Here is a 20,252-nt window from a genome sequence, read left to right as displayed (position 1 = left end):
ACAGTGCTCGACGTCAACTTCTTCGACGAGCTGCGGATCGGCCTTGCCACCGCGGACGACATCCGAACCTGGTCGCACGGCGAGGTCAAGAAGCCGGAGACCATCAACTACCGCACCCTCAAGCCCGAGAAGGACGGACTCTTCTGCGAGAAGATCTTCGGTCCTACCCGGGACTGGGAGTGCTACTGCGGTAAGTACAAGCGTGTCCGCTTCAAGGGCATCATCTGTGAGCGTTGTGGCGTCGAGGTCACGCGCGCCAAGGTGCGCCGTGAGCGGATGGGCCACATCGAGCTTGCCGCTCCCGTCACCCACATCTGGTACTTCAAGGGCGTCCCGTCGCGCCTCGGATACCTGCTGGACCTCGCGCCGAAGGACCTCGAGAAGGTCATCTACTTCGCCGCGTACATGATCACGTTCGTCGACGACGAGCGTCGCACCCGCGACCTCCCGTCGCTGGAGGCGCACGTCTCCGTCGAGCGCCAGCAGATCGAGAACCGCCGTGACGCGGACCTCGAAGGCCGGGCCAAGAAGCTCGAGACCGACCTCGGCGAGCTCGAGGCCGAGGGCGCGAAGGCCGACGTACGCCGCAAGGTGCGCGAAGGTGCCGAGCGCGAGATGAAGCAGCTCCGTGACCGCGCCCAGCGCGAGATCGACCGCCTCGACGAGGTGTGGGCCCGCTTCAAGAACCTCAAGGTCCAGGACCTGGAGGGCGACGAGCTCCTCTACCGCGAGCTGCGTGACCGCTTCGGCACGTACTTCGACGGCTGCATGGGCGCCGCCGCGCTGCAGAAGCGCCTGGAGTCCTTCGACCTCGAGGAGGAGGCCGAGCGCCTCCGCGAGATCATCCGTACCGGCAAGGGCCAGAAGAAGACCCGTGCGCTCAAGCGCCTCAAGGTCGTCTCCGCGTTCCTGCAGACCAGCAACAAGCCCAAGGGCATGGTTCTGGACTGCGTGCCGGTGATCCCGCCGGACCTGCGTCCGATGGTGCAGCTGGACGGTGGCCGCTTCGCGACCTCCGACCTGAACGACCTGTACCGCCGCGTGATCAACCGCAACAACCGTCTGAAGCGCCTCCTCGACCTCGGTGCCCCCGAGATCATCGTGAACAACGAGAAGCGCATGCTTCAGGAGGCCGTCGACGCCCTCTTCGACAACGGTCGTCGTGGTCGTCCGGTGACCGGTCCCGGCAACCGTCCCCTGAAGTCCCTCAGCGACATGCTGAAGGGCAAGCAGGGTCGATTCCGTCAGAACCTTCTCGGTAAGCGTGTGGACTACTCCGCGCGTTCCGTGATCGTCGTCGGTCCGCAGCTGAAGCTGCACCAGTGCGGTCTGCCCAAGGCCATGGCGCTGGAGCTCTTCAAGCCGTTCGTGATGAAGCGCCTGGTCGACCTGAACCACGCGCAGAACATCAAGAGCGCCAAGCGGATGGTCGAGCGCGGCCGCACGGTCGTCTACGACGTCCTCGAAGAGGTCATCGCCGAGCACCCGGTCCTGCTGAACCGTGCGCCCACGCTGCACCGCCTCGGCATCCAGGCCTTCGAGCCCCAGCTGGTCGAAGGCAAGGCCATCCAGATCCACCCGCTCGTCTGCACCGCGTTCAACGCGGACTTCGACGGTGACCAGATGGCCGTGCACCTGCCGCTCTCCGCGGAGGCGCAGGCCGAGGCCCGCATCCTGATGCTGTCCTCGAACAACATCCTCAAGCCGGCCGACGGCCGTCCGGTCACGATGCCGACCCAGGACATGGTCCTCGGTCTGTTCTTCCTGACCACCGACGGTGAGCTCCGTGACACCAAGGGCGAGGGCCGCGCGTTCGGCTCCACGGCCGAGGCGACCATGGCGTTCGACAACGGCGAGCTCGCGCTCCAGTCGTCCGTCGACATCCGCTTCCCGGTGGGCACCATCCCGCCGCGTGGCTGGGTGCCGCCGGTCGCCGAGGAGGGCGAGCAGGAGTTCCAGCCGGGCGACAGCTTCCGTCTGAAGACGACCCTGGGTCGCGCGCTCTTCAACGAGCTGCTGCCCGAGGACTACCCGTTCGTCGACTACTCGGTGGGCAAGAAGCAGCTCTCCGAGATCGTCAACGACCTGGCGGAGCGCTACCCCAAGGTCATCGTGGCGGCGACGCTCGACAACCTGAAGGCGGCCGGCTTCCACTGGGCGACCCGTTCGGGCGTCACCGTCGCCATCTCCGACGTCGTCGTGCCCGAGGCCAAGAAGGCCATCGTCGCGGGCTACGAGGCGATGGACGAGAAGGTCCAGAAGCAGTACGAGCGCGGTCTGATCACCAAGGACGAGCGCACGCAGGAGCTCATCGCGATCTGGACCAAGGCGACCAACGAGGTTGCCGAGGCGATGAACGCGAACTTCCCCAAGACGAACCCCATCTTCATGATGGTTGACTCGGGTGCCCGAGGAAACATGATGCAGATGCGACAGATCGCCGGTATGCGTGGTCTGGTGTCGAACGCGAAGAACGAGACCATCCCGCGTCCGATCAAGGCGTCCTTCCGTGAGGGCCTCACCGTTCTGGAGTACTTCATCTCCACGCACGGTGCCCGTAAGGGTCTGGCGGACACCGCCCTGCGTACCGCCGACTCGGGTTACCTGACCCGTCGTCTGGTGGACGTCTCGCAGGACGTGATCATCCGCGAGGAGGACTGCGGCACCGAGCGCGGCCTGAAGCTGAAGATCGCCGTTCGCGGCGAGGACGGCGTGCTGCGCAAGGCCGACGACGTCGAGACCTCGATCTACGCCCGCATGCTGGCCGAGGACGTCGTCATCGACGGCAAGGTCATCGCGCCGGCCAACGTCGACCTCGGTGACGTGCTCATCGACGCCCTGGTCGCCAACGGCGTCGAGGAGGTCAAGACCCGCTCGGTCCTGACCTGTGAGTCCGCGGTCGGCACCTGTGCCTTCTGCTACGGACGCTCGCTCGCCACCGGCAAGCTGGTCGACATCGGTGAGGCGGTCGGCATCATCGCCGCCCAGTCCATCGGTGAGCCCGGTACCCAGCTGACGATGCGTACCTTCCACACCGGTGGTGTGGCCGGTGACGACATCACGCAGGGTCTGCCGCGTGTCGTCGAGCTCTTCGAGGCCCGTACCCCGAAGGGTGTCGCCCCGATCTCCGAGGCCGCCGGCCGCGTGCGGATCGAGGAGACCGAGAAGACGAAGAAGATCGTCATCACGCCCGACGACGGCAGCGACGAGACGGCGTTCCCGATCTCGAAGCGCGCCAAGGTCATCGTGCACGAGGGCGACCACGTCGAGGTGGGCCAGAAGCTCACCATGGGTGCCACCAACCCGCACGACGTGCTGCGCATCCTCGGTCAGCGTGCCGTCCAGGTCCACCTGGTCGGCGAAGTCCAGAAGGTCTACAACTCGCAGGGCGTGTCGATCCACGACAAGCACATCGAGATCATCATCCGGCAGATGCTGCGCCGCGTGACGATCATCGAGTCCGGCGACGCGGAGCTCCTGCCGGGCGAGCTGGTCGAGCGGTCGAAGTTCGAGACCGAGAACCGTCGTGTGGTCACCGAGGGCGGTCACCCCGCCTCCGGCCGTCCGCAGCTGATGGGTATCACCAAGGCCTCGCTCGCCACCGAGTCGTGGCTGTCGGCGGCGTCCTTCCAGGAGACGACCAGGGTTCTGACGGACGCGGCGATCAACGCCAAGTCCGACTCCCTGATCGGCCTCAAGGAGAACGTCATCATCGGTAAGCTCATCCCGGCCGGTACGGGCCTCGCCCGCTACCGCAACATCCGGGTGGAGCCCACCGAAGAGGCCAAGGCCGCGATGTACTCGGCCGTCGGTTACGACGACATCGACTACTCGCCCTTCGGCTCCGGCTCCGGCCAGGCTGTCCCGCTGGAGGACTACGACTACGGCCCGTACAACGGCTAAGAGCTCGTAAGAAGAAGCCCCCCGCTGCTCCGAGAGGAGCGGCGGGGGGCTTCTTCGTTGCCGTGGGGGATCCGGCGGCCGCGGGGCGGACCCCGCAGCCGCGCGGGGGAGCTCAGTCGCGCCGGCGGCGGCGGAGGGAGGTCACCTTGACGCCGATGAGGACCATCAGGGCCAGGGTGGCGCCCGCCAGGCCCGGGGTGAGGCCCTTCGGGGTGAAGGTGCAGGAGAACGCGTCGGTGCCCGCCGGGAGCTCCACCGCCAGCAGGCCGTGGAAGGGCTTCGTCGGGGCCGAGCACTGCCAGCCCGGTACGGCGGTCGTGGCGATGACCGCCGTCCCGCCGGCGGGGGTGGGCAGGGTGGCCTCGACGGTGTGGCCGCCCGGGCGGACCGAGGTGGCGCCGGTGGTGGTCAGGTGCCGGACGACCGTGTCGAGCGCCGCCCGGTCCAGGCAGCCGAGCGGGTGCTCGCCCGCGTCCGCGCCCTGGGTACGGGTCTGCACGGTGACGTCGACGCGGCCCGAGGCGGGGACGGTGCCCAGCGGGGTCACGCCGGTCATCCGGTCCTCCAGGGGCCGCTGGGTGCCGCCGGCGCGGACCGTGCCGTAGAGGGCGGGGGAGTACCAGAAGGCCTCGGAGCCGGGGGTGCAGCGGGCGGCGTAGGTCTGCTCGGTGTCGGTGCCGCCGCGGGTGACCGGCGGGACCTGGTAGACGGTGGCGCCCAGGACGTTCTCCTGGTGGGCGTAGACGCTCTGCGCCGCGTTGGGGGAGGTGTAGGGGCCGGTGCGGACGGTGACGAGCGGGGGCGCGGGGAACTTCGCGGCCGTCCAGGTGTCCGTGGCGGTGCCCGGGCGGACCCGGGCGCCGATGGAGAAGATCGCGTCGAGGACCGGGTTGTCCGCGCCGAAGAAGGTCCGGCCGTCGTTCTTGAAGCCGTATCCCAGGGGCTCCAGGGCGCGGTAGGTCGCCTCGGGGAGGTAGCTGCTGTAGTACTGCGGCCCCTCCGCGCGCAGCGCCAGGGCGTCGTTGTACGCGCTCTGCGGCGCGCCCGAGTCGGTCCGGTACGCGGGCCAGCCGGCGACGTCCCGTACGGCGTCGAAGTGGTTGCCGATGGACGCGTTCGAGGTGGCGACGGGCTTGGCCCAGCGCTCGCGGGCCCGGCGGGCGTCCGCGTTCGCGGCGGCGACCGTGGACTCGGCGAAGACGACGCCGATCATCAGGGCGGCGGCCACCGGGATCAGGTACCGGCGCTTCTCGCCGAGCCGCAGCAGGACCAGGGCCAGCAGGGAGAGCGCCCCGCCGCCGAGCACGGCCGGCCAGGTCCAGCCCCCGAAGTCGTCGGTGCGGCGCAGGACGAAGGTGGCGGCCACCAGGAGCGCCGCGACCAGGGCCAGGTGCAGCGGGCGCGGCCGGTTGGCCAGCGCCAGCCAGGCCACGATCACGACCATGCCGCTGAAGACGAAGGCCTCGCGGTACGGATTGCCGTTCGGGACGGCCAGCCCGTGCCACAGGTACTGCGTGGGCGGGAACTGGAAGGAGGCGGCCACGAGCAGGATCGCGGCCGCCCACACCAGCCGGGTGCGCTTGGCCACGGCGGTGTTCAGGACGAACGAGCCGGCCAGGATCAGCCCGAGCGAGGCGACGTACAGCCGCGGGCGGCCGCCCCACAGGTGCGTGGCCGGGAGCATGCCCGAGAGGAAGATCTCGATCCGTACGGGGTCGAAGGCGGCCGCCTTCGTGGGCTGCGCGGCCCCGCTGGACAGGAACGAGGGCAGCAGGAGGGGCAGGGTGAGCAGGATCCCGGTCCCGGTGGCCGTGGCGGCCCGCCACAGGGCGCGCAGCCGGTCGCGGGCCGTCATCTCGCGGGTGGCCATGCGGATGGCCAGCAGGATGCAGGCGGCCATCGTGGCCATCATCGCGGTGTAGAAGTTCCCGAACCAGGCGAGCGCGACCAGCAGGGTCACGGCCGGCCAGCGGCGCTCCTCCAGGCACCACTCGACGGCGATGCCGAGCAGGGGGAGCGCGACCAGGCCCCACAGCCACATCGGGATGTACGAGGCGTCGCTGAGCGCCCAGCCGCACAAGCCGTACGTGGCTCCCAGCACGCCCCGCTGCCACCACGGGCCGGCGTGCAGCTTGCCGAGGTACACCGTCATGGCGGCCGCCGCGGCTCCCATGGTGAGCGGGGTGATCGCGAAGACGGCGAGGTCGACGTGGGCGCGGGGGACGAGCACGGCCAGCCAGGAGAGCGGGTTGCCGAGGTAGGTGTGGTAGTCGGCGAGGAACTGCTGTCCGAAGCCGCCGCGCCAGGTGAAGAGCACGTCGCCGGCGGCCTGTCCGTGGACCAGGTCCCAGAGCGCCCGGTGGAAGGGCACGTACTGGTTGGCCTGGTCGTTCAGGGCCCGGCCGGTGTTCCCGAAGGGGAAGGTGCCACGGGCCACCCAGGCGGCGCAGAATGCGCCCGCGGTGAGCAGTAAGGCCAGCAGGGGGCCGCGAAGGCCCCTGGTCCGGCGGGTGGCCGGGCGGCGCGGGGCCGGTCGGTCGGGGGCGGATGGACGGGCGTCGACTGTGGTCGGCTCGGGTGCCACGGTCCCCAATGTCCTGCTCCCTGCTGATCGACTCGCGGGCGTCCCGCCCCCGGGCAAGGTGTCAGTTTAGGGCGCAGGGCGGGGCACGGGGCCGATCGGGCCGCTCCCCGCTTGCGCGCGGCGGGTTTTCGTGCTGGGCATTTGTTTTGACCTACCTCTGTGAGGTAGGTACGCTCTGACCTTGTGCCTGGGGTGTGCCCTGGGCTCCCGCGTGTGCGTAAGACCCCGCGGAGAGCCGAGAAGACCACACCGCAATCTGCGCCCGACTCACTTCGGTGAAAGCGTGCAGTGTTCGACACACCCGACCGCGTGGGTCGGGGGAGTTCCAGGTTAGTTTCACTACACGGCACACAGAAACCGGAGAAGTAGTGCCTACGATCCAGCAGCTGGTCCGTAAGGGCCGGCAGGACAAGGTCGAGAAGACAAAGACTCCCGCGCTCGAGGCCTCGCCCCAGCGTCGCGGCGTCTGCACGCGAGTGTTCACGACCACCCCGAAGAAGCCGAACTCGGCGCTCCGTAAGGTCGCGCGTGTGCGTCTGACCTCCGGCATCGAGGTCACCGCTTACATTCCGGGTGAGGGACACAACCTGCAGGAGCACTCGATCGTGCTCGTGCGTGGTGGCCGTGTGAAGGACCTGCCGGGTGTTCGTTACAAGATCATCCGCGGTGCGCTTGACACCCAGGCTGTCAAGAACCGCAAGCAGGCCCGCAGCCGCTACGGCGCCAAGAAGGAGAAGTAAGAATGCCTCGTAAGGGCCCCGCCCCGAAGCGCCCGGTCATCATCGACCCGGTCTACGCATCTCCTCTGGTGACGTCGCTCATCAACAAGATCCTCCTGAACGGCAAGCGCTCCACCGCCGAGCGCATCGTCTACGGCGCCATGGAAGGCCTCCGCGAGAAGACCGGCAACGACCCGGTCATCACGCTGAAGCGCGCGCTGGAGAACGTCAAGCCGTCCCTCGAGGTCAAGTCCCGCCGTGTCGGTGGCGCGACCTACCAGGTTCCCGTCGAGGTCAAGCCGGGTCGCCAGTCGACCCTGGCCCTCCGCTGGCTCGTGGGTTACTCCCGCGCCCGTCGTGAGAAGACCATGACCGAGCGCCTGATGAACGAGCTTCTCGACGCCTCGAACGGCCTCGGTGCGGCCGTCAAGAAGCGCGAGGACACGCACAAGATGGCCGAGTCCAACAAGGCCTTCGCGCACTACCGCTGGTAGTCCCAACCCACATCGAGACCGAGAGAAGACTGAGCCGATATGGCTACCACTTCGCTTGACCTGGCCAAGGTGCGCAACATCGGCATCATGGCCCACATCGACGCGGGCAAGACGACCACCACCGAGCGCATCCTGTTCTACACCGGTGTGTCTTACAAGATCGGTGAAGTCCACGACGGCGCTGCCACGATGGACTGGATGGAGCAGGAGCAGGAGCGCGGCATCACGATCACGTCTGCCGCGACGACCTGCCACTGGCCGCTCGAAGACGTCGACCACACCATCAACATCATCGACACCCCGGGTCACGTTGACTTCACGGTCGAGGTGGAGCGTTCGCTCCGCGTCCTCGACGGTGCCGTCACCGTGTTCGACGGTGTCGCCGGTGTGGAGCCGCAGTCCGAGACCGTTTGGCGTCAGGCCGACCGTTACGGCGTGCCGCGCATCTGCTTCGTCAACAAGCTCGACCGCACCGGCGCCGAGTTCCACCGCTGCGTCGACATGATCGAGAGCCGCCTCGGCGCGATCCCGATCGTCATGCAGCTCCCCATCGGTGCCGAGGCCGACTTCCAGGGTGTCGTCGACCTCGTCACGATGAAGGCGTTCGTCTGGTCCGCCGAGGCGACCAAGGGCGAGATGTACGACATCGTCGACATCCCGGCCACGCACACCGAGGCTGCTGAAGAGTGGCGCGGCAAGCTGGTCGAGACCGTCGCCGAGAACGACGACGAGATCATGGAGCTCTTCCTGAACGGCGACGAGCCGTCCGTGGAGCAGCTGCACGCCGCCGTCCGTCGCATCATCCTCGGCTCCGGCAAGGGCAAGGGCGAGCCCACGATCACTGCGGTGTTCTGTGGCACGGCGTTCAAGAACAAGGGTGTTCAGCCCCTGCTCGACGCCGTCGTCCGCTACCTGCCGTCGCCGCTGGACATCGAGGCCATCGAAGGCCACGACGTCCGCGACGCCGAGGTCGTCGTGAAGCGCAAGCCTTCCGACGAGGAGCCGCTCGCGGCGCTGGCGTTCAAGATCATGAGCGACCCGCACCTCGGCAAGCTCACCTTCGTCCGGGTTTACTCGGGCCGCCTGGAGGCCGGCACTGCGGTGCTGAACTCCGTCAAGGGCAAGAAGGAGCGCATCGGCAAGATCTACCGCATGCACGCCAACAAGCGTGAAGAGATCGACGCGGTGGGCGCCGGTGACATCGTCGCCGTCATGGGCCTGAAGCAGACCACCACCGGTGAGACGCTGTGTGACGACAAGCAGCCCGTGATCCTGGAGTCCATGGACTTCCCGGCTCCGGTCATCCAGGTCGCCATCGAGCCCAAGTCCAAGGGTGACCAGGAGAAGCTGGGTGTTGCCATCCAGCGTCTCGCGGAGGAGGACCCCTCCTTCCACGTTCACTCGGACGAGGAGACGGGCCAGACCATCCTCGGCGGTATGGGCGAGCTGCACCTCGAGGTGCTGGTCGACCGTATGAAGCGCGAGTTCAAGGTCGAGGCCAACGTCGGCAAGCCGCAGGTCGCGTACCGCGAGACGATCCGCAAGGCCGTCGAGCGCCACGACTACACGCACAAGAAGCAGACCGGTGGTACCGGTCAGTTCGCCAAGGTGCAGATCGCGATCGAGCCCATCACCGAGACCGACGGTCCGGCGTACGAGTTCGTGAACAAGGTCACCGGTGGACGCGTCCCGAAGGAGTACATCCCTTCGGTCGACGCCGGTGCGCAGGAGGCCATGCAGTTCGGCATCCTGGCCGGCTACGAGATGACGGGCGTTCGCGTCACGCTTCTCGACGGTGGCTACCACGAGGTCGACTCCTCGGAGCTCGCCTTCAAGATCGCCGGTTCGCAGGCCTTCAAGGAGGCCGCGCGCAAGGCTTCTCCCGTGCTCCTTGAGCCGATGATGGCCGTCGAGGTCACCACGCCCGAGGACTACATGGGTGACGTCATCGGTGACATCAACTCCCGCCGTGGCCAGATCCAGGCCATGGAGGAGCGTCACGGTGCTCGCGTCGTGAAGGGCCTCGTGCCCCTTTCGGAGATGTTCGGCTACGTCGGAGACCTCCGCAGCAAGACCTCGGGTCGCGCCAGCTACTCGATGCAGTTCGACTCCTACGCCGAGGTTCCCCGGAACGTCGCTGAGGAGATCATCGCGAAGGCCAAGGGCGAGTAACTCTTCCGAGTACACGCTTTAGGCTTGTCACCGGAGCCTCTGGGGCAACAGGAGTAACCCTCCGTTGCCCCGGGGGACCGGCTTTCCAGCAAAGATCACCTGGCGCCGATCTGTAAGGCGTACAGAACCACTCTCCAGGAGGACCCCGTGGCGAAGGCGAAGTTCGAGCGGACTAAGCCGCACGTCAACATCGGCACCATCGGTCACATTGACCACGGTAAGACGACCCTCACGGCCGCCATTACCAAGGTGCTGCACGACGCGTACCCGGACCTGAACGAGGCCTCGGCCTTCGACCAGATCGACAAGGCTCCTGAGGAGCGCCAGCGCGGTATCACCATCTCCATCGCGCACGTCGAGTACCAGACCGAGGCGCGTCACTACGCCCACGTCGACTGCCCGGGTCACGCCGACTACATCAAGAACATGATCACCGGTGCCGCGCAGATGGACGGCGCGATCCTCGTGGTCGCCGCCACCGACGGCCCGATGCCGCAGACCAAGGAGCACGTGCTCCTGGCCCGCCAGGTCGGCGTCCCCTACATCGTCGTCGCCCTGAACAAGGCCGACATGGTGGACGACGAGGAGATCCTGGAGCTCGTCGAGCTCGAGGTCCGCGAGCTCCTCTCCGAGTACGAGTTCCCGGGCGACGACCTGCCGGTCGTCCGCGTCTCCGCGCTGAAGGCGCTCGAGGGCGACAAGGAGTGGGGCGAGAAGCTCCTCGGCCTCATGTCCGCCGTCGACGAGGCCATCCCGACCCCGCCGCGTGACACCGAGAAGCCGTTCCTCATGCCCGTCGAGGACGTCTTCACGATCACCGGTCGCGGTACCGTCGTCACCGGCCGTATCGAGCGTGGTGTCCTGAAGGTCAACGAGACCGTCGACATCATCGGTATCAAGGAGACCAAGACCACCACCACGGTCACCGGTATCGAGATGTTCCGCAAGCTCCTCGACGAGGGCCAGGCGGGCGAGAACGTCGGTCTGCTCCTCCGCGGCATCAAGCGCGAGGACGTCGAGCGCGGCCAGGTCATCATCAAGCCCGGTTCGGTCACCCCGCACACCGAGTTCGAGGCCCAGGCCTACATCCTGTCGAAGGACGAGGGTGGCCGTCACACCCCGTTCTTCAACAACTACCGTCCGCAGTTCTACTTCCGTACCACGGACGTCACGGGTGTCGTCACCCTGCCGGCCGGCACGGAGATGGTCATGCCGGGCGACAACACCGAGATGACGGTCGCGCTGATCCAGCCGGTCGCCATGGAGGAGGGCCTGAAGTTCGCCATCCGTGAGGGTGGTCGTACCGTGGGCGCCGGCCAGGTCACCAAGATCACGAAGTAATTTCGTGCTCTGACCTGGTAGCCCGTTCACCGGGCACCAAGTTGCACTGAAGGGCCCCGGCCCATCGCCTCGGCGGTGGGACGGGGCCCTTCGGCATGTCCGGACCGGATGCCCCGGGCGGATACGAGTGAGGGCCGCACCCCGTCCGGGGTGCGGCCCTCACTCGTATCGGCGGTGGGTCAGTTCACGCGCAGGGACTCGGTGAACTCCACGCAGGCGGCGTGGTCCGGGAGCAGACCGGTCGCGAGCGCGTCGGCCAGCGAGGGCGCGGCCTCGTCGCGGGCGGACAGCTGCGGGACGTCGGCCGGCCACTCGATGCCGAGGTCGGGGTCGAGCGGGTGCACCGAGTGCTCGCCGGTCGGGTTGTACGTCTCCGAGCAGAGGTACGACAGCGTCGCGTCGTCGGACAGGGCGCAGAAGCCGTGGCCGAGGCCCTCGGGGATGTAGACCGCGCGGCGGTCCACGTCGTCGAGGCGGACGCCCTCCCACTGGCCGAAGGTGGGGGAGCCGACCCGGAGGTCGACGATGACGTCGAGCACGGCGCCGCGCACGCAGGTCACGTACTTGGCCTGGCCGCGCGGCACGTCCGCGAAGTGGATGCCGCGGACCACGCCCGCGGCGGAGACCGACAGGTTGGCCTGCGCCAGGTTCAGCGGGTGGCCGACGACCTCGGCGAGGCGGTCGAAGCGGTACCACTCGGTGAACAGGCCGCGGGGGTCGCCGTGCAGCTGCGGGGTGACCTCGAAGGCGCCGGCTATGGAGAGTTCGCGGAACTTCATCGGGCGTCCTCCTCGGCGAGCAGCATCAGCAGGTAGTCGCCGTAGCCGCTCTTGGTCAGCGGCTCGGCGAGCGCGCGCAGCTGCGCGGAGTCGATCAGGCCGGCCCGCCAGGCCGCCTCCTCGATGCAACCTATCTTGAAGCCCTGGCGCTCCTCGATGACGCGGACGAACTCGGAGGCCTGCACCATCGAGACGAAGGTGCCGGTGTCCAGCCACGCGGTACCGCGGTCGAGGATGGTCACGTTGAGCTCGCCGGCCTGGAGGTACGCGTCGTTGACGGCGGTGATCTCCAGCTCGCCGCGGGCGCTGGGCTTCAGGCCGCGGGCGATCTCGACGACCCGGTTGTCGTAGAAGTACAGACCCGGCACCGCGTAGCGGGACTTGGGCTTCTCGGGCTTCTCCTCGATGGAGATGGCCTGGCCGTTCTCGTCGAACTCGACCACGCCGTACGCGGTGGGGTCCGCCACCGGGTACGCGAACACGCGGCCGCCCTTGGCGTCCGTGTGCTGGGCGAGGCGGGTGCCGAGGCCACTGCCGTGGAAGATGTTGTCGCCGAGGATCAGGGCGACGGACTCGTCGCCGATGAAGTCGGCGCCGAGGACGAATGCCTGGGCGATGCCCTCCGGGCGCTCCTGGACGGCGTACTCCAGCCGCAGGCCGAACTGCGAGCCGTCGCCGAGCAGTCGCTCGAACTGGTCGCGGTCGTCCGGGGTGGTGATGATCAGGATCTCGCTGATCCCCGCCATCACGAGGGTGGAGAGGGGGTAGTAGATCATCGGCTTGTCGAAGACGGGCAGCAGCTGCTTCGAGACTGCCCGGGTCAGCGGCCAGAGACGAGATCCGGTGCCACCGGCCAAGAGGATTCCACGCATGGGGAGAACCCTATGCGAGAGCGCGTGGGGGCGCCGAGCTCAGGCCGTGTGACGTTCGGCAGGCCGCTAGACTCTTCGTATTATGCGCATCCTCGTGACCGGCGGCGCCGGCTTCATCGGTTCAGAATTCGTCCGCCAGCAGCTCGGTGCAGATGCCACGGCGCAGATCACTGTCTTCGACAAGCTGACGTACTCGGGTGTGGAGGCCAACCTCGCCCCGGTCGCGGACCACCCCGGCTACACCTTCGTCAAGGGCGACATCTGCGACGCCGAGGCCGTCGACCAGGTCATGCCCGGTCACGACGTCGTCGTGCACTTCGCGGCCGAGTCCCACGTGGACCGCTCGATCGCCGGCGCGGGCCCCTTCGTGCTGACCAACGTCGTCGGCACCCAGGTGCTGCTCGACTCCGCCCGCAAGCACGGCGTCGGCCGCTTCGTCCACATCTCCACCGACGAGGTCTACGGCTCGATCAGCGAGGGCTCCTGGACCGAGGAGTGGCCGCTGGTGCCGAACTCCCCGTACTCCGCCTCGAAGGCGTCCTCCGACCTGCTGGCGCTGGCCTACCACCGCACGCACGGCATGGACGTGGTGGTCACCCGCTGCTCCAACAACTACGGGCACTACCAGTTCCCGGAGAAGGTCATCCCGCTGTTCGTCTCGAACCTGATGGACGGCAAGAAGGTCCCGCTGTACGGCAACGGCGGCAACGTCCGCGACTGGCTGCACGTCTCCGACCACTGCCGCGGCATCGACCTGGCCATGCGGCGGGGCCGGGCCGGCGAGGTCTACAACATCGGCGGCGGCACCGAGCTCACCAACAAGGAGCTCACCGGTGTCCTGCTGGAGGCCGCCGGCCTCGGCTGGGAGATGGTCGAGCAGGTCGAGGACCGCAAGGGCCACGACCTCCGCTACTCCATCGACATCAGCAAGATCGGCGCCGAGCTGGGCTACGCCCCGCAGGTCACCTTCGAGGACGGCATCAAGGCCACCATCGACTGGTACCGCGAGAACCGCGCCTGGTGGGAGCCGCTCAAGGTGAAGGCGGCCCTGCAGAAGTGAGCGCGAACCCGCGAGCCGGACGCTGGCTCGTCACCGGTGCGGCCGGCATGCTCGGCCAGGACGTCCTGGCCGCCCTGAAGGACGCCGGCATCGAGGCCGCGGGCCTGCGCCGCGCCGACCTGGACATCACCGACCCGGCGGCCGTCCGCGCCGCCGTCGAGGGTGCCGCCGTCGTCGTCAACTGCGCGGCATGGACCGATGTGGACGGCGCCGAGACCGCCGAGGATGCCGCCACCGCCGTCAACGGCACCGGCGTACGCGTCCTCGCCGCGGCCTGCGCCGACGCCGGTGCGCGCCTGCTCCACGTCTCCACCGACTACGTGCTGCCCGGCAACGCCACGCAGCCGTACGCCGAGGACGCGCAGACCGGCCCGGTCAACGCCTACGGGCGCTCCAAGCTGGTCGGCGAGCAGGCCGTCGCCGAACTGCTTCCGCAGAGCGGCTACATCGTGCGGACCGCCTGGCTGTACGGCGAGCACGGGGCGAACTTCGTCGCCACCATGCTGAAGCTGGCCGCCCAGCGGGACACCCTCGACGTCGTCGACGACCAGCACGGCCAGCCCACGTGGTCCTACGCGCTGGCCCGCCACCTGGTCGGGCTCGGCCTCGCCGCGCTGGCCGGTACCGCCCCCGCCGGGGTCTACCACGGCACCGCGAGCGGCCGGACCACGTGGATGGGCCTGGCCCGCGAGGCCTACCGGCTCGGCGGCCTCGACCCCGAGCGGATCCGGCCGACCACCTCCGAGGCGTTCGTCCGCCCCGCCGTCCGGCCCGCTTTCAGTGTCCTTGGTCACGACCGCTGGTCGGCCGCAGGGATGGAACCACTGGCGGACTGGCAGGCCCAGCTCGCCGAGGCGATCACCCGACCCGCCTTCACTGATCTGCTGGGACTCCCCCCGAAGAGCTGATCGAACGGGTCCTCCCGTATTCATGTGCACACCGTCGGCGGGGCCCGGGACGAAACCTTCCGGGCCCCATTGGCGTCCTCATGGGTGCCATATGCTTCTCCTACTAAAGATGTTGGCCCCTTCGCGCGAAAGGCGCCGTCCGCTGTGCAACTCTCCGTTCTGACTTCCATCACCGGTCTTCTGGTGCTGGGGTACATCCTCGAGCTGCTGCGCCGCCAGCAACTGCGGGAGAAGTACGCGGCGATATGGCTCGCGATCGGGCTGCTCGTGGCCCCGCTCGGATTCGTGCCCGACCTCCTGGACCCCGTCGCCAGAGCGCTGGGCGTCGCGTCCGGTGTGAGCCTGGTGCTGTTCGTCGGCTTCGTCCTGGTCCTGCTGGTCAGCCTGCACCTCAGCTGGGAGACCAGCCGGCTGGAGGCGGAGACCCGCACCCTCGCGGAGGACGTCGCGCTGATCCGCGCGCATCTCGTCCAGCAGGGCGGATACCCCAGCACGTCGCCGCGCACGGAGGATTCCGGCGCCATCGAGGCACAGGTGAACTCGTGAACGACGGTCGTCGCGTTCTGATCATTCTTCCCGCCTGGAACGAGGAGGACGGCCTGCCCTCCGTCCTGCGCGAGATCCAGCAGCAACTGCCCTACGTCGACACCCTCGTCGTCGACGACGGTTCGGCGGACAACACCGCCGAGGTGGCCCGGGCGGCCGGCTCGGCCGTCGCCCAGCTGCCCTTCAACCTCGGTGTCGGCGGCGCGATGCGGCTCGGCTACCGCTACGCGCAACAGCACGGCTACGACGTGGCGATCCAGGTGGACGCCGACGGCCAGCACGACCCGGCGTACGTACCGGCCCTGCTGGAGCGCCTCGCGGCCGGCGACGCCGACCTCGTCATAGGCGCCCGCTTCGCCGGCGACGGCGACTACACGGTGCGCGGCCCCCGCAAGTGGGCGATGTCCCTGCTGTCCGTGGTCCTCTCGCGCATCACCCGGACCAAGCTCACCGACACCACCTCGGGCTTCCGCGCCTGCAACCGGCCGCTCATCGAGTTCTTCGCCCGCTGGTACCCGGTCGAGTACCTCGGCGACACCATCGAGTCCATGGTGGGCGCCGCCCGCTCCGGCTTCACCGTGCGCCAGATCCCCGTGGCGATGCGGGAGCGCACCACCGGCCGCCCGAGCGCCTCGCCGCTCAAGGCTATGGTCTACCTCACCCGGGCCGGCCTCGTGCTGCTGCTCGCGATGATCCGCCGGATGCCCAAGGAGCTCAAGACCTTCACCCCCGGCACCCCGGCGTACATCGCGTTCCAGCAGCGCACCGCCGAGCTGGTCCGCCGCGAGCTGACCAAGGCCTAGGCGGAGAACATGTCACGTTTCGAGATCCTGCTGCCGTACTACGGCGACGTCACGCTCATGCAGGACGCCGTCCGCAGCGTCCTGGCTCAGGACGGGGACGACTGGCGGCTCACCGTGGTCGACGACGGCCGCGAGCCGGGCGTCCCCGAATGGTTCGAGCAGCTGGCGGACCCCCGCGTCCGCTACCTGCGCAACGAGCGCAACCTCGGCGTGACCGGCAACTTCAACCGCTGCGTCGAGCTCGCCGAGTACGAGTACCTGGTGCTCATGGGCTGCGACGACCTCATGCACCCGAACTACCTCCAGGTCGTACGGGCCACCGCCGACCGCGAGCCGACCGCGGCGATGATCCAGCCGGGCGTCCAGGTCATCGGCACCGACGGCCTGCCCTTCGACACCCTCGGCGACCGGACCAAGCGCAAGATCTACGCGCCCAAGGGACCGGGCCGGGCCCTGCTCGGCGGCGAGGAGCTGGCCACCAGCCTGCTCCGCGGCAACTGGCTGTACTTCCCCTCGATCTGCTGGCGCACCGAGGCAGTCAAGCGCTTCGGCTTCCGCACCGACCTCGGCGTGATCCAGGACCTCGCCCTGGTCGTGGACCTGCTGGTGGCGGGGGAGACCCTGGCGACCACGCCGGAGGTCTGCTTCAGCTACCGCCGGCACGCCGAGAGCGAGTCCTCGGCCAAGGCCTACACCGGCCACCGCTTCGAGGAGGCCAAGCGCTTCTTCGTGGAGACCGCCGACCGTCTGGACCGGCACGGCTGGCCGCGCGCCGCCAAGGTCTCCCGGCTGCACCTCTCCTCCCGGCTGCACGCGCTCACCCTGCTGCCCGGCGCCGCCAGGAAGGCCGGCCGACCCGGCGTCAGCGCCATGCTCCGCCACGCCACGCGCTGAGCGTGCGGCCTATGAAAGTTCCTGGATGAACCCGATATCGAAACTGCTCAAGGCCCTGCCCCCCGGGACCGCCATGGTCGCGGGGGGCACCGCTGTGCTCGGCGCCGCCTCCTACATCCACCTCGCGGTGGCCGGGCACAGCCTCTCCAAGGCCGACATGGCCGGGGTCTCGGTGCTGTGGACCCTGGTGATGTCCGTCGGAATAGGCCTGTTCTTCCCGATCGAGCAGGAGCTCACCCGGATCGTCGCGGCCCGAGCGGTGCGCGGTGAGGGAGCCGCGCCCGTTCTCCGGAAGGCGGGGCTGCTGACCGCCGGCATCCTCGCCGTCGTCATCGGCGCGCTCGCCCTCTTCGGCGGACCGATCGCCGACCGGCTGTTCCAGGGAGACCGGCAGCTGGTCGCCGTGCTCGGCGCCGCCTTCGCCGGGATGGCCCTGTGCTACCTCACCCGGGGCGTCCTGGCCGGCACCGGCCGCTTCACCGCGTACGGCTCCCAGCTCGCGGTCGACGGTGGCCTGCGGATCGCCCTGGCCTTCGCCTGCGCCCTCGCCGGACTGCACTCGGCGCTCGCCTTCAGCCTGATCCTCGTCGTGGCACCGTTCGTCGCCCTGCTGGTCACGCTGGCCCCGACCCGGGGCGCGGCGCGGCCCGGCGGGCCCATTGCCACCCGCGAGCTGGTCCGCGGCCTCGGCCCGCTCACCGCCTCCACCCTGCTGGCCCAGGTGGTCGTCAACGCGGCGGTGATGAGCACCCAGCTGCTGGAGCCGACCCGCACCGAGCTGATCGCGGGCCTGCTCAGCGCACTGGTGCTGGCCCGGGTGCCGCTGTTCGTCTTCGGCTCGCTCCAGGCCTCGCTGCTCTCCGGACTGTCCACCGTGGTGGCCGCCGGGGACCACCAGGGCTTCGCCCGGATGCTCCGCAAGGCCTGCCTGGTGGTGCTCGGCCTCGGCGTGGTCGGCGGTGTACCGGCCGTGCTGATCGGCCCCTGGCTGATCGAGGTCCTCTTCGGCGCCACGCCCGGCCAGCTCGGCCGCCTCGACTTCCTGTGGTTCGCCATCGGGACCACCTGCTACATGCTGGCGATGGTCCTCGGCCAGGCCCAGATGGTCCTGCACAAGCACCGCGCCCAGCTGGTCTGCTGGGTGTTCGGCACCGCCGTACTGCTCGGCATCACGCTGGTCCCCGGCGACATCGCGCTGCGCGTGGGCCTGGCCTACGCGATCGGTTCGCTGGCCACCGCCGCCGCGATGCTCCTGACCCTCCGCGGCGCCGTGGAGCGCCGCCGCACCACCGCACTGATACCCGACGGACATCTCACGGAAGTCTGACCTGTCATGACGCGACTGGCCCCCCTGTCTCCCGCCGACCCGGAGAGCGACCGGCCCGCCGGGGACTCCCCGGCGGACGGCCCCACCCCGGCCGGGTGGTGGCACGCCCGGTGGGTGATGCCGTTGGCGCTGGCACTCGGATACGTACTCAACGTGCTCTTCCGGCTGGCCCTCGTCAGGCAGCAGGACTACCCGACGGTCAGCCCGGACGAGCCGATGTACCTGGTGATGGCCAGGATCCTGGCGGGCCGGTCCAGCACCGAGATACCCAACGACCAGGTGATACCGGCGGGCTACTCCCTGCTCATCTCGCCCGCGCTGCGGATCACGACGGACCCGGTGTACGCCTACCACCTGATCATGGGCATCAACGCCCTGATCAGCTGCCTGGTGCTGCCCCTGGCCTACTGGGCGCTGCGCCGGCTCGACGTGTCCAGGGCGGTGTCCTACGTCGCCGCCTTCGCCACGGTGCTGCTGCCGCCGGTGGTCTTCTACTCGCAGTTCGGGATGGCCGACACCCCGCTGCCGGTCCTGGTGCTGGCCTGGCTGATCGGCGTGCACGGCATGTTCTCCGAGGGCAGCCGGCGCCGCCGGATCTGGTTCGCCCTCCTGGGCGCCTTCGCCGCCGGGTACTGCCTGCTCACCCATGACCGCGGCGGTGTGATCATCGCGCTGACCGGTCTGGTGCTGCTGGTGGCGCTGGTCCTGGGCTGGGCCCCCCGGATCGCCGCCGCGCTGGGGCTGGCCATGCTGGGCGCGATGTTCGCCGTCAAGCAGGTCATGACGGCCTGGATGATGTCGAACATCGATGGAGCCAAGCCGAGCGAGGTCGGCAACGCCGTGTTCGAGACGCTCGAGAACACCCGGCTGCTGCGCCGCACGATCATGCGGATGATCGGGCACATCTGGTACTTCATGACCAGCACCTGGGGGCTCGGCGCGCTGGCCGTGGTGGTCTGCGTGTGCGCGGTGCTCAGCCCGCGCTTCACCCGGGCGAACCGAGTGGTGGCGTTCCTGATGGTGGCGCTGCTCGGAGGCATCGCCCTGGCGGCGGCCGCGGGCCTGCCCAACGACCACCGCATCGACACCATCGTCTACGCCCGGTACCTGTCCCTGCTGGTCCCCGTGTACGTGCTGGTCGCGCTGGCGGTGCTGTACCACGTCCGCGGCTGGAAGAAGATCGCCGCGCTCGGTGCGGCGAGCGCGGGCGTCGTGCTGGCGCTGACCGCGGCGCTGCTCCACATGGCAGGAAAGCAGTGGGCCAAGTCCCACTTCGTCATCTGGGGCCTGCCCGATTCGACCTTCCTCTCCAGCCTCTGGAAGGAGGACTGGAGCCGCTTCCACGGGGGACGCACGGCGGCGGTCGCCCTCATCGTCTTCCTCGTCCTGATGGCGGTGCGCCTGATCGGAGGCAACCGCCGGGCCGGGCTCGCCACCGGTGCTGTCGCCGTGGTGGTGGCGCTCTTCGCGGGCTGGGCGACCGTGACCATCACCGATCGCGTCACCGAGCCCAGCACGAAGTCGCGCTACAGCGACGCCACCGGCTTCCTCGAGAAGTCGGGCCTGCGGCCCGGCGACCGGCTGGTCATGGACCGGGCCTTCCGCTGGGAGACCCGGGTGACCCTCGGCTACGAGGTGATCGACGGCCGGACCTGGACCCGGTCCCTGATCAAGGGCGAGGCCGTGCCCGCCGGAGCCAATGTCGCCGTGCTGAACAGGTTCGACGACAAGTCCCCGGCCGCCGACAGCTGGCCGGGCGTCCCGGCCGGCTGGCACATCGACCGGGACGTCCGCGAGGACAACTACGTGATCTGGCGCCGCGACTGATCCGCGCCGCCGGACACGAAGAA

The 20,252-nt window shown here is 69.0% G+C and carries 15 protein-coding genes; 12 read left to right on the top strand and 3 right to left on the bottom strand.

Annotated elements, in window-relative coordinates; translation table 11 throughout:
* Window positions 1–3: 3 nt before the first annotated feature.
* Window positions 4–3,903, top strand: coding sequence for a DNA-directed RNA polymerase subunit beta' (locus B6R96_RS15020; RefSeq protein ID WP_030388876.1), 3,900 nt, complete (start codon window positions 4–6; stop codon window positions 3,901–3,903).
* A 112-nt stretch (window positions 3,904–4,015) separates the two neighbouring features.
* Here the strand turns inward: B6R96_RS15020 and B6R96_RS15015 are convergent, their stop codons facing one another.
* Window positions 4,016–6,487: a YfhO family protein gene (locus tag B6R96_RS15015; protein ID WP_237291428.1), complete on the bottom strand. Its 2,472-nt coding sequence runs from the start codon at window positions 6,485–6,487 to the stop codon at window positions 4,016–4,018.
* A 368-nt stretch (window positions 6,488–6,855) separates the two neighbouring features.
* Here B6R96_RS15015 and rpsL point away from each other — a divergent pair, with 368 nt between their 5' ends.
* The 4 genes from rpsL (at window position 6,856) to tuf (ending at window position 11,213) form a co-directional block, all read left to right on the top strand.
* Complete coding sequence (gene rpsL, locus B6R96_RS15010; protein WP_007265893.1) at window positions 6,856–7,227, top strand: 30S ribosomal protein S12; 372 nt, start codon at window positions 6,856–6,858, stop codon at window positions 7,225–7,227.
* A 2-nt stretch (window positions 7,228–7,229) separates the two neighbouring features.
* Entirely contained in the window at window positions 7,230–7,700 is a 471-nt protein-coding gene (rpsG, locus tag B6R96_RS15005; RefSeq protein WP_007265894.1) for a 30S ribosomal protein S7, read from the top strand.
* Between the two features lie 39 nt (window positions 7,701–7,739).
* Window positions 7,740–9,872, top strand: a complete 2,133-nt coding sequence (gene fusA, locus B6R96_RS15000; RefSeq protein WP_030388874.1) for an elongation factor G — start codon at window positions 7,740–7,742, stop codon at window positions 9,870–9,872.
* 147 nt (window positions 9,873–10,019) lie between these two features.
* Window positions 10,020–11,213: an elongation factor Tu gene (gene tuf, locus B6R96_RS14995; protein ID WP_030008455.1), complete on the top strand. Its 1,194-nt coding sequence runs from the start codon at window positions 10,020–10,022 to the stop codon at window positions 11,211–11,213.
* A 179-nt stretch (window positions 11,214–11,392) separates the two neighbouring features.
* On the opposite strand, the gene rfbC is transcribed toward tuf, so the two are convergent.
* Entirely contained in the window at window positions 11,393–11,992 is a 600-nt protein-coding gene (gene rfbC, locus B6R96_RS14990; protein ID WP_030388872.1) for a dTDP-4-dehydrorhamnose 3,5-epimerase, read from the bottom strand.
* Window positions 11,989–12,864 (bottom strand): glucose-1-phosphate thymidylyltransferase RfbA, encoded by an 876-nt coding sequence (gene rfbA / locus B6R96_RS14985; protein ID WP_053171221.1) that lies wholly within the window; start codon window positions 12,862–12,864, stop codon window positions 11,989–11,991. Before rfbA ends, rfbC begins: the two co-directional genes overlap by 4 nt.
* Window positions 12,865–12,946: 82 nt before the next feature.
* On the opposite strand from rfbA, the gene rfbB reads away from it, so the two are divergent.
* The 7 genes from rfbB to B6R96_RS14950 all read left to right on the top strand — a co-directional run bounded on the left by rfbB (window position 12,947) and on the right by B6R96_RS14950 (window position 20,229).
* The gene (gene rfbB / locus B6R96_RS14980; RefSeq protein WP_030388870.1) at window positions 12,947–13,924 is read left to right on the top strand and encodes a dTDP-glucose 4,6-dehydratase; all 978 of its coding nucleotides are present in this window, start codon (window positions 12,947–12,949) and stop codon (window positions 13,922–13,924) included.
* Window positions 13,921–14,832 carry a dTDP-4-dehydrorhamnose reductase gene (rfbD, locus tag B6R96_RS14975; protein ID WP_081522681.1) on the top strand — a complete coding sequence of 304 codons (912 nt, stop codon included), beginning with the start codon at window positions 13,921–13,923 and terminating at the stop codon, window positions 14,830–14,832. Before rfbB ends, rfbD begins: the two co-directional genes overlap by 4 nt.
* Before the next feature lie 144 nt (window positions 14,833–14,976).
* Window positions 14,977–15,378: a DUF2304 domain-containing protein gene (locus tag B6R96_RS14970; protein WP_078626601.1), complete on the top strand. Its 402-nt coding sequence runs from the start codon at window positions 14,977–14,979 to the stop codon at window positions 15,376–15,378.
* The gene (locus B6R96_RS14965) at window positions 15,375–16,181 is read left to right on the top strand and encodes a glycosyltransferase family 2 protein (protein WP_030388867.1); all 807 of its coding nucleotides are present in this window, start codon (window positions 15,375–15,377) and stop codon (window positions 16,179–16,181) included. The genes B6R96_RS14970 and B6R96_RS14965 overlap by 4 nt, the downstream gene beginning before the upstream one ends.
* Before the next feature lie 9 nt (window positions 16,182–16,190).
* The gene (locus B6R96_RS14960; RefSeq protein ID WP_030388866.1) at window positions 16,191–17,075 is read left to right on the top strand and encodes a glycosyltransferase family 2 protein; all 885 of its coding nucleotides are present in this window, start codon (window positions 16,191–16,193) and stop codon (window positions 17,073–17,075) included.
* A 25-nt stretch (window positions 17,076–17,100) separates the two neighbouring features.
* Window positions 17,101–18,402: a lipopolysaccharide biosynthesis protein gene (locus B6R96_RS14955; RefSeq protein ID WP_081522680.1), complete on the top strand. Its 1,302-nt coding sequence runs from the start codon at window positions 17,101–17,103 to the stop codon at window positions 18,400–18,402.
* Window positions 18,403–18,408: 6 nt separating this feature from the next.
* Complete coding sequence (locus B6R96_RS14950; RefSeq protein WP_081522679.1) at window positions 18,409–20,229, top strand: ArnT family glycosyltransferase; 1,821 nt, start codon at window positions 18,409–18,411, stop codon at window positions 20,227–20,229.
* Window positions 20,230–20,252 lie beyond the last annotated feature (23 nt).

The sequence above is a fragment of the Streptomyces sp. Sge12 genome, assembly GCF_002080455.1.
In the GTDB taxonomy this organism is placed as follows: domain Bacteria; phylum Actinomycetota; class Actinomycetes; order Streptomycetales; family Streptomycetaceae; genus Streptomyces.
Note: the sequence above shows the minus strand (reverse complement) of the source record. Positions and strands in the feature narration are given on the sequence as shown.

Bases quoted from the DNA above. Each gene is read 5' to 3' on its own strand.
- rpsG (WP_007265894.1), top strand. From the start codon at position 7,230: ATGCCTCGTAAGGGCCCCGCCCCGAAGCGCCCGGTCATCATCGACCCG.
- fusA (WP_030388874.1), top strand. From the start codon at position 7,740: ATGGCTACCACTTCGCTTGACCTGGCCAAGGTGCGCAACATCGGCATC.
- rfbC (WP_030388872.1), bottom strand. From the start codon at position 11,992: ATGAAGTTCCGCGAACTCTCCATAGCCGGCGCCTTCGAGGTCACCCCG.
- rfbA (WP_053171221.1), bottom strand. From the start codon at position 12,864: ATGCGTGGAATCCTCTTGGCCGGTGGCACCGGATCTCGTCTCTGGCCG.
- rfbB (WP_030388870.1), top strand. From the start codon at position 12,947: ATGCGCATCCTCGTGACCGGCGGCGCCGGCTTCATCGGTTCAGAATTC.
- B6R96_RS14960 (WP_030388866.1), top strand. From the start codon at position 16,191: ATGTCACGTTTCGAGATCCTGCTGCCGTACTACGGCGACGTCACGCTC.
- B6R96_RS14955 (WP_081522680.1), top strand. From the start codon at position 17,101: ATGAACCCGATATCGAAACTGCTCAAGGCCCTGCCCCCCGGGACCGCC.
- B6R96_RS14950 (WP_081522679.1), top strand. From the start codon at position 18,409: ATGACGCGACTGGCCCCCCTGTCTCCCGCCGACCCGGAGAGCGACCGG.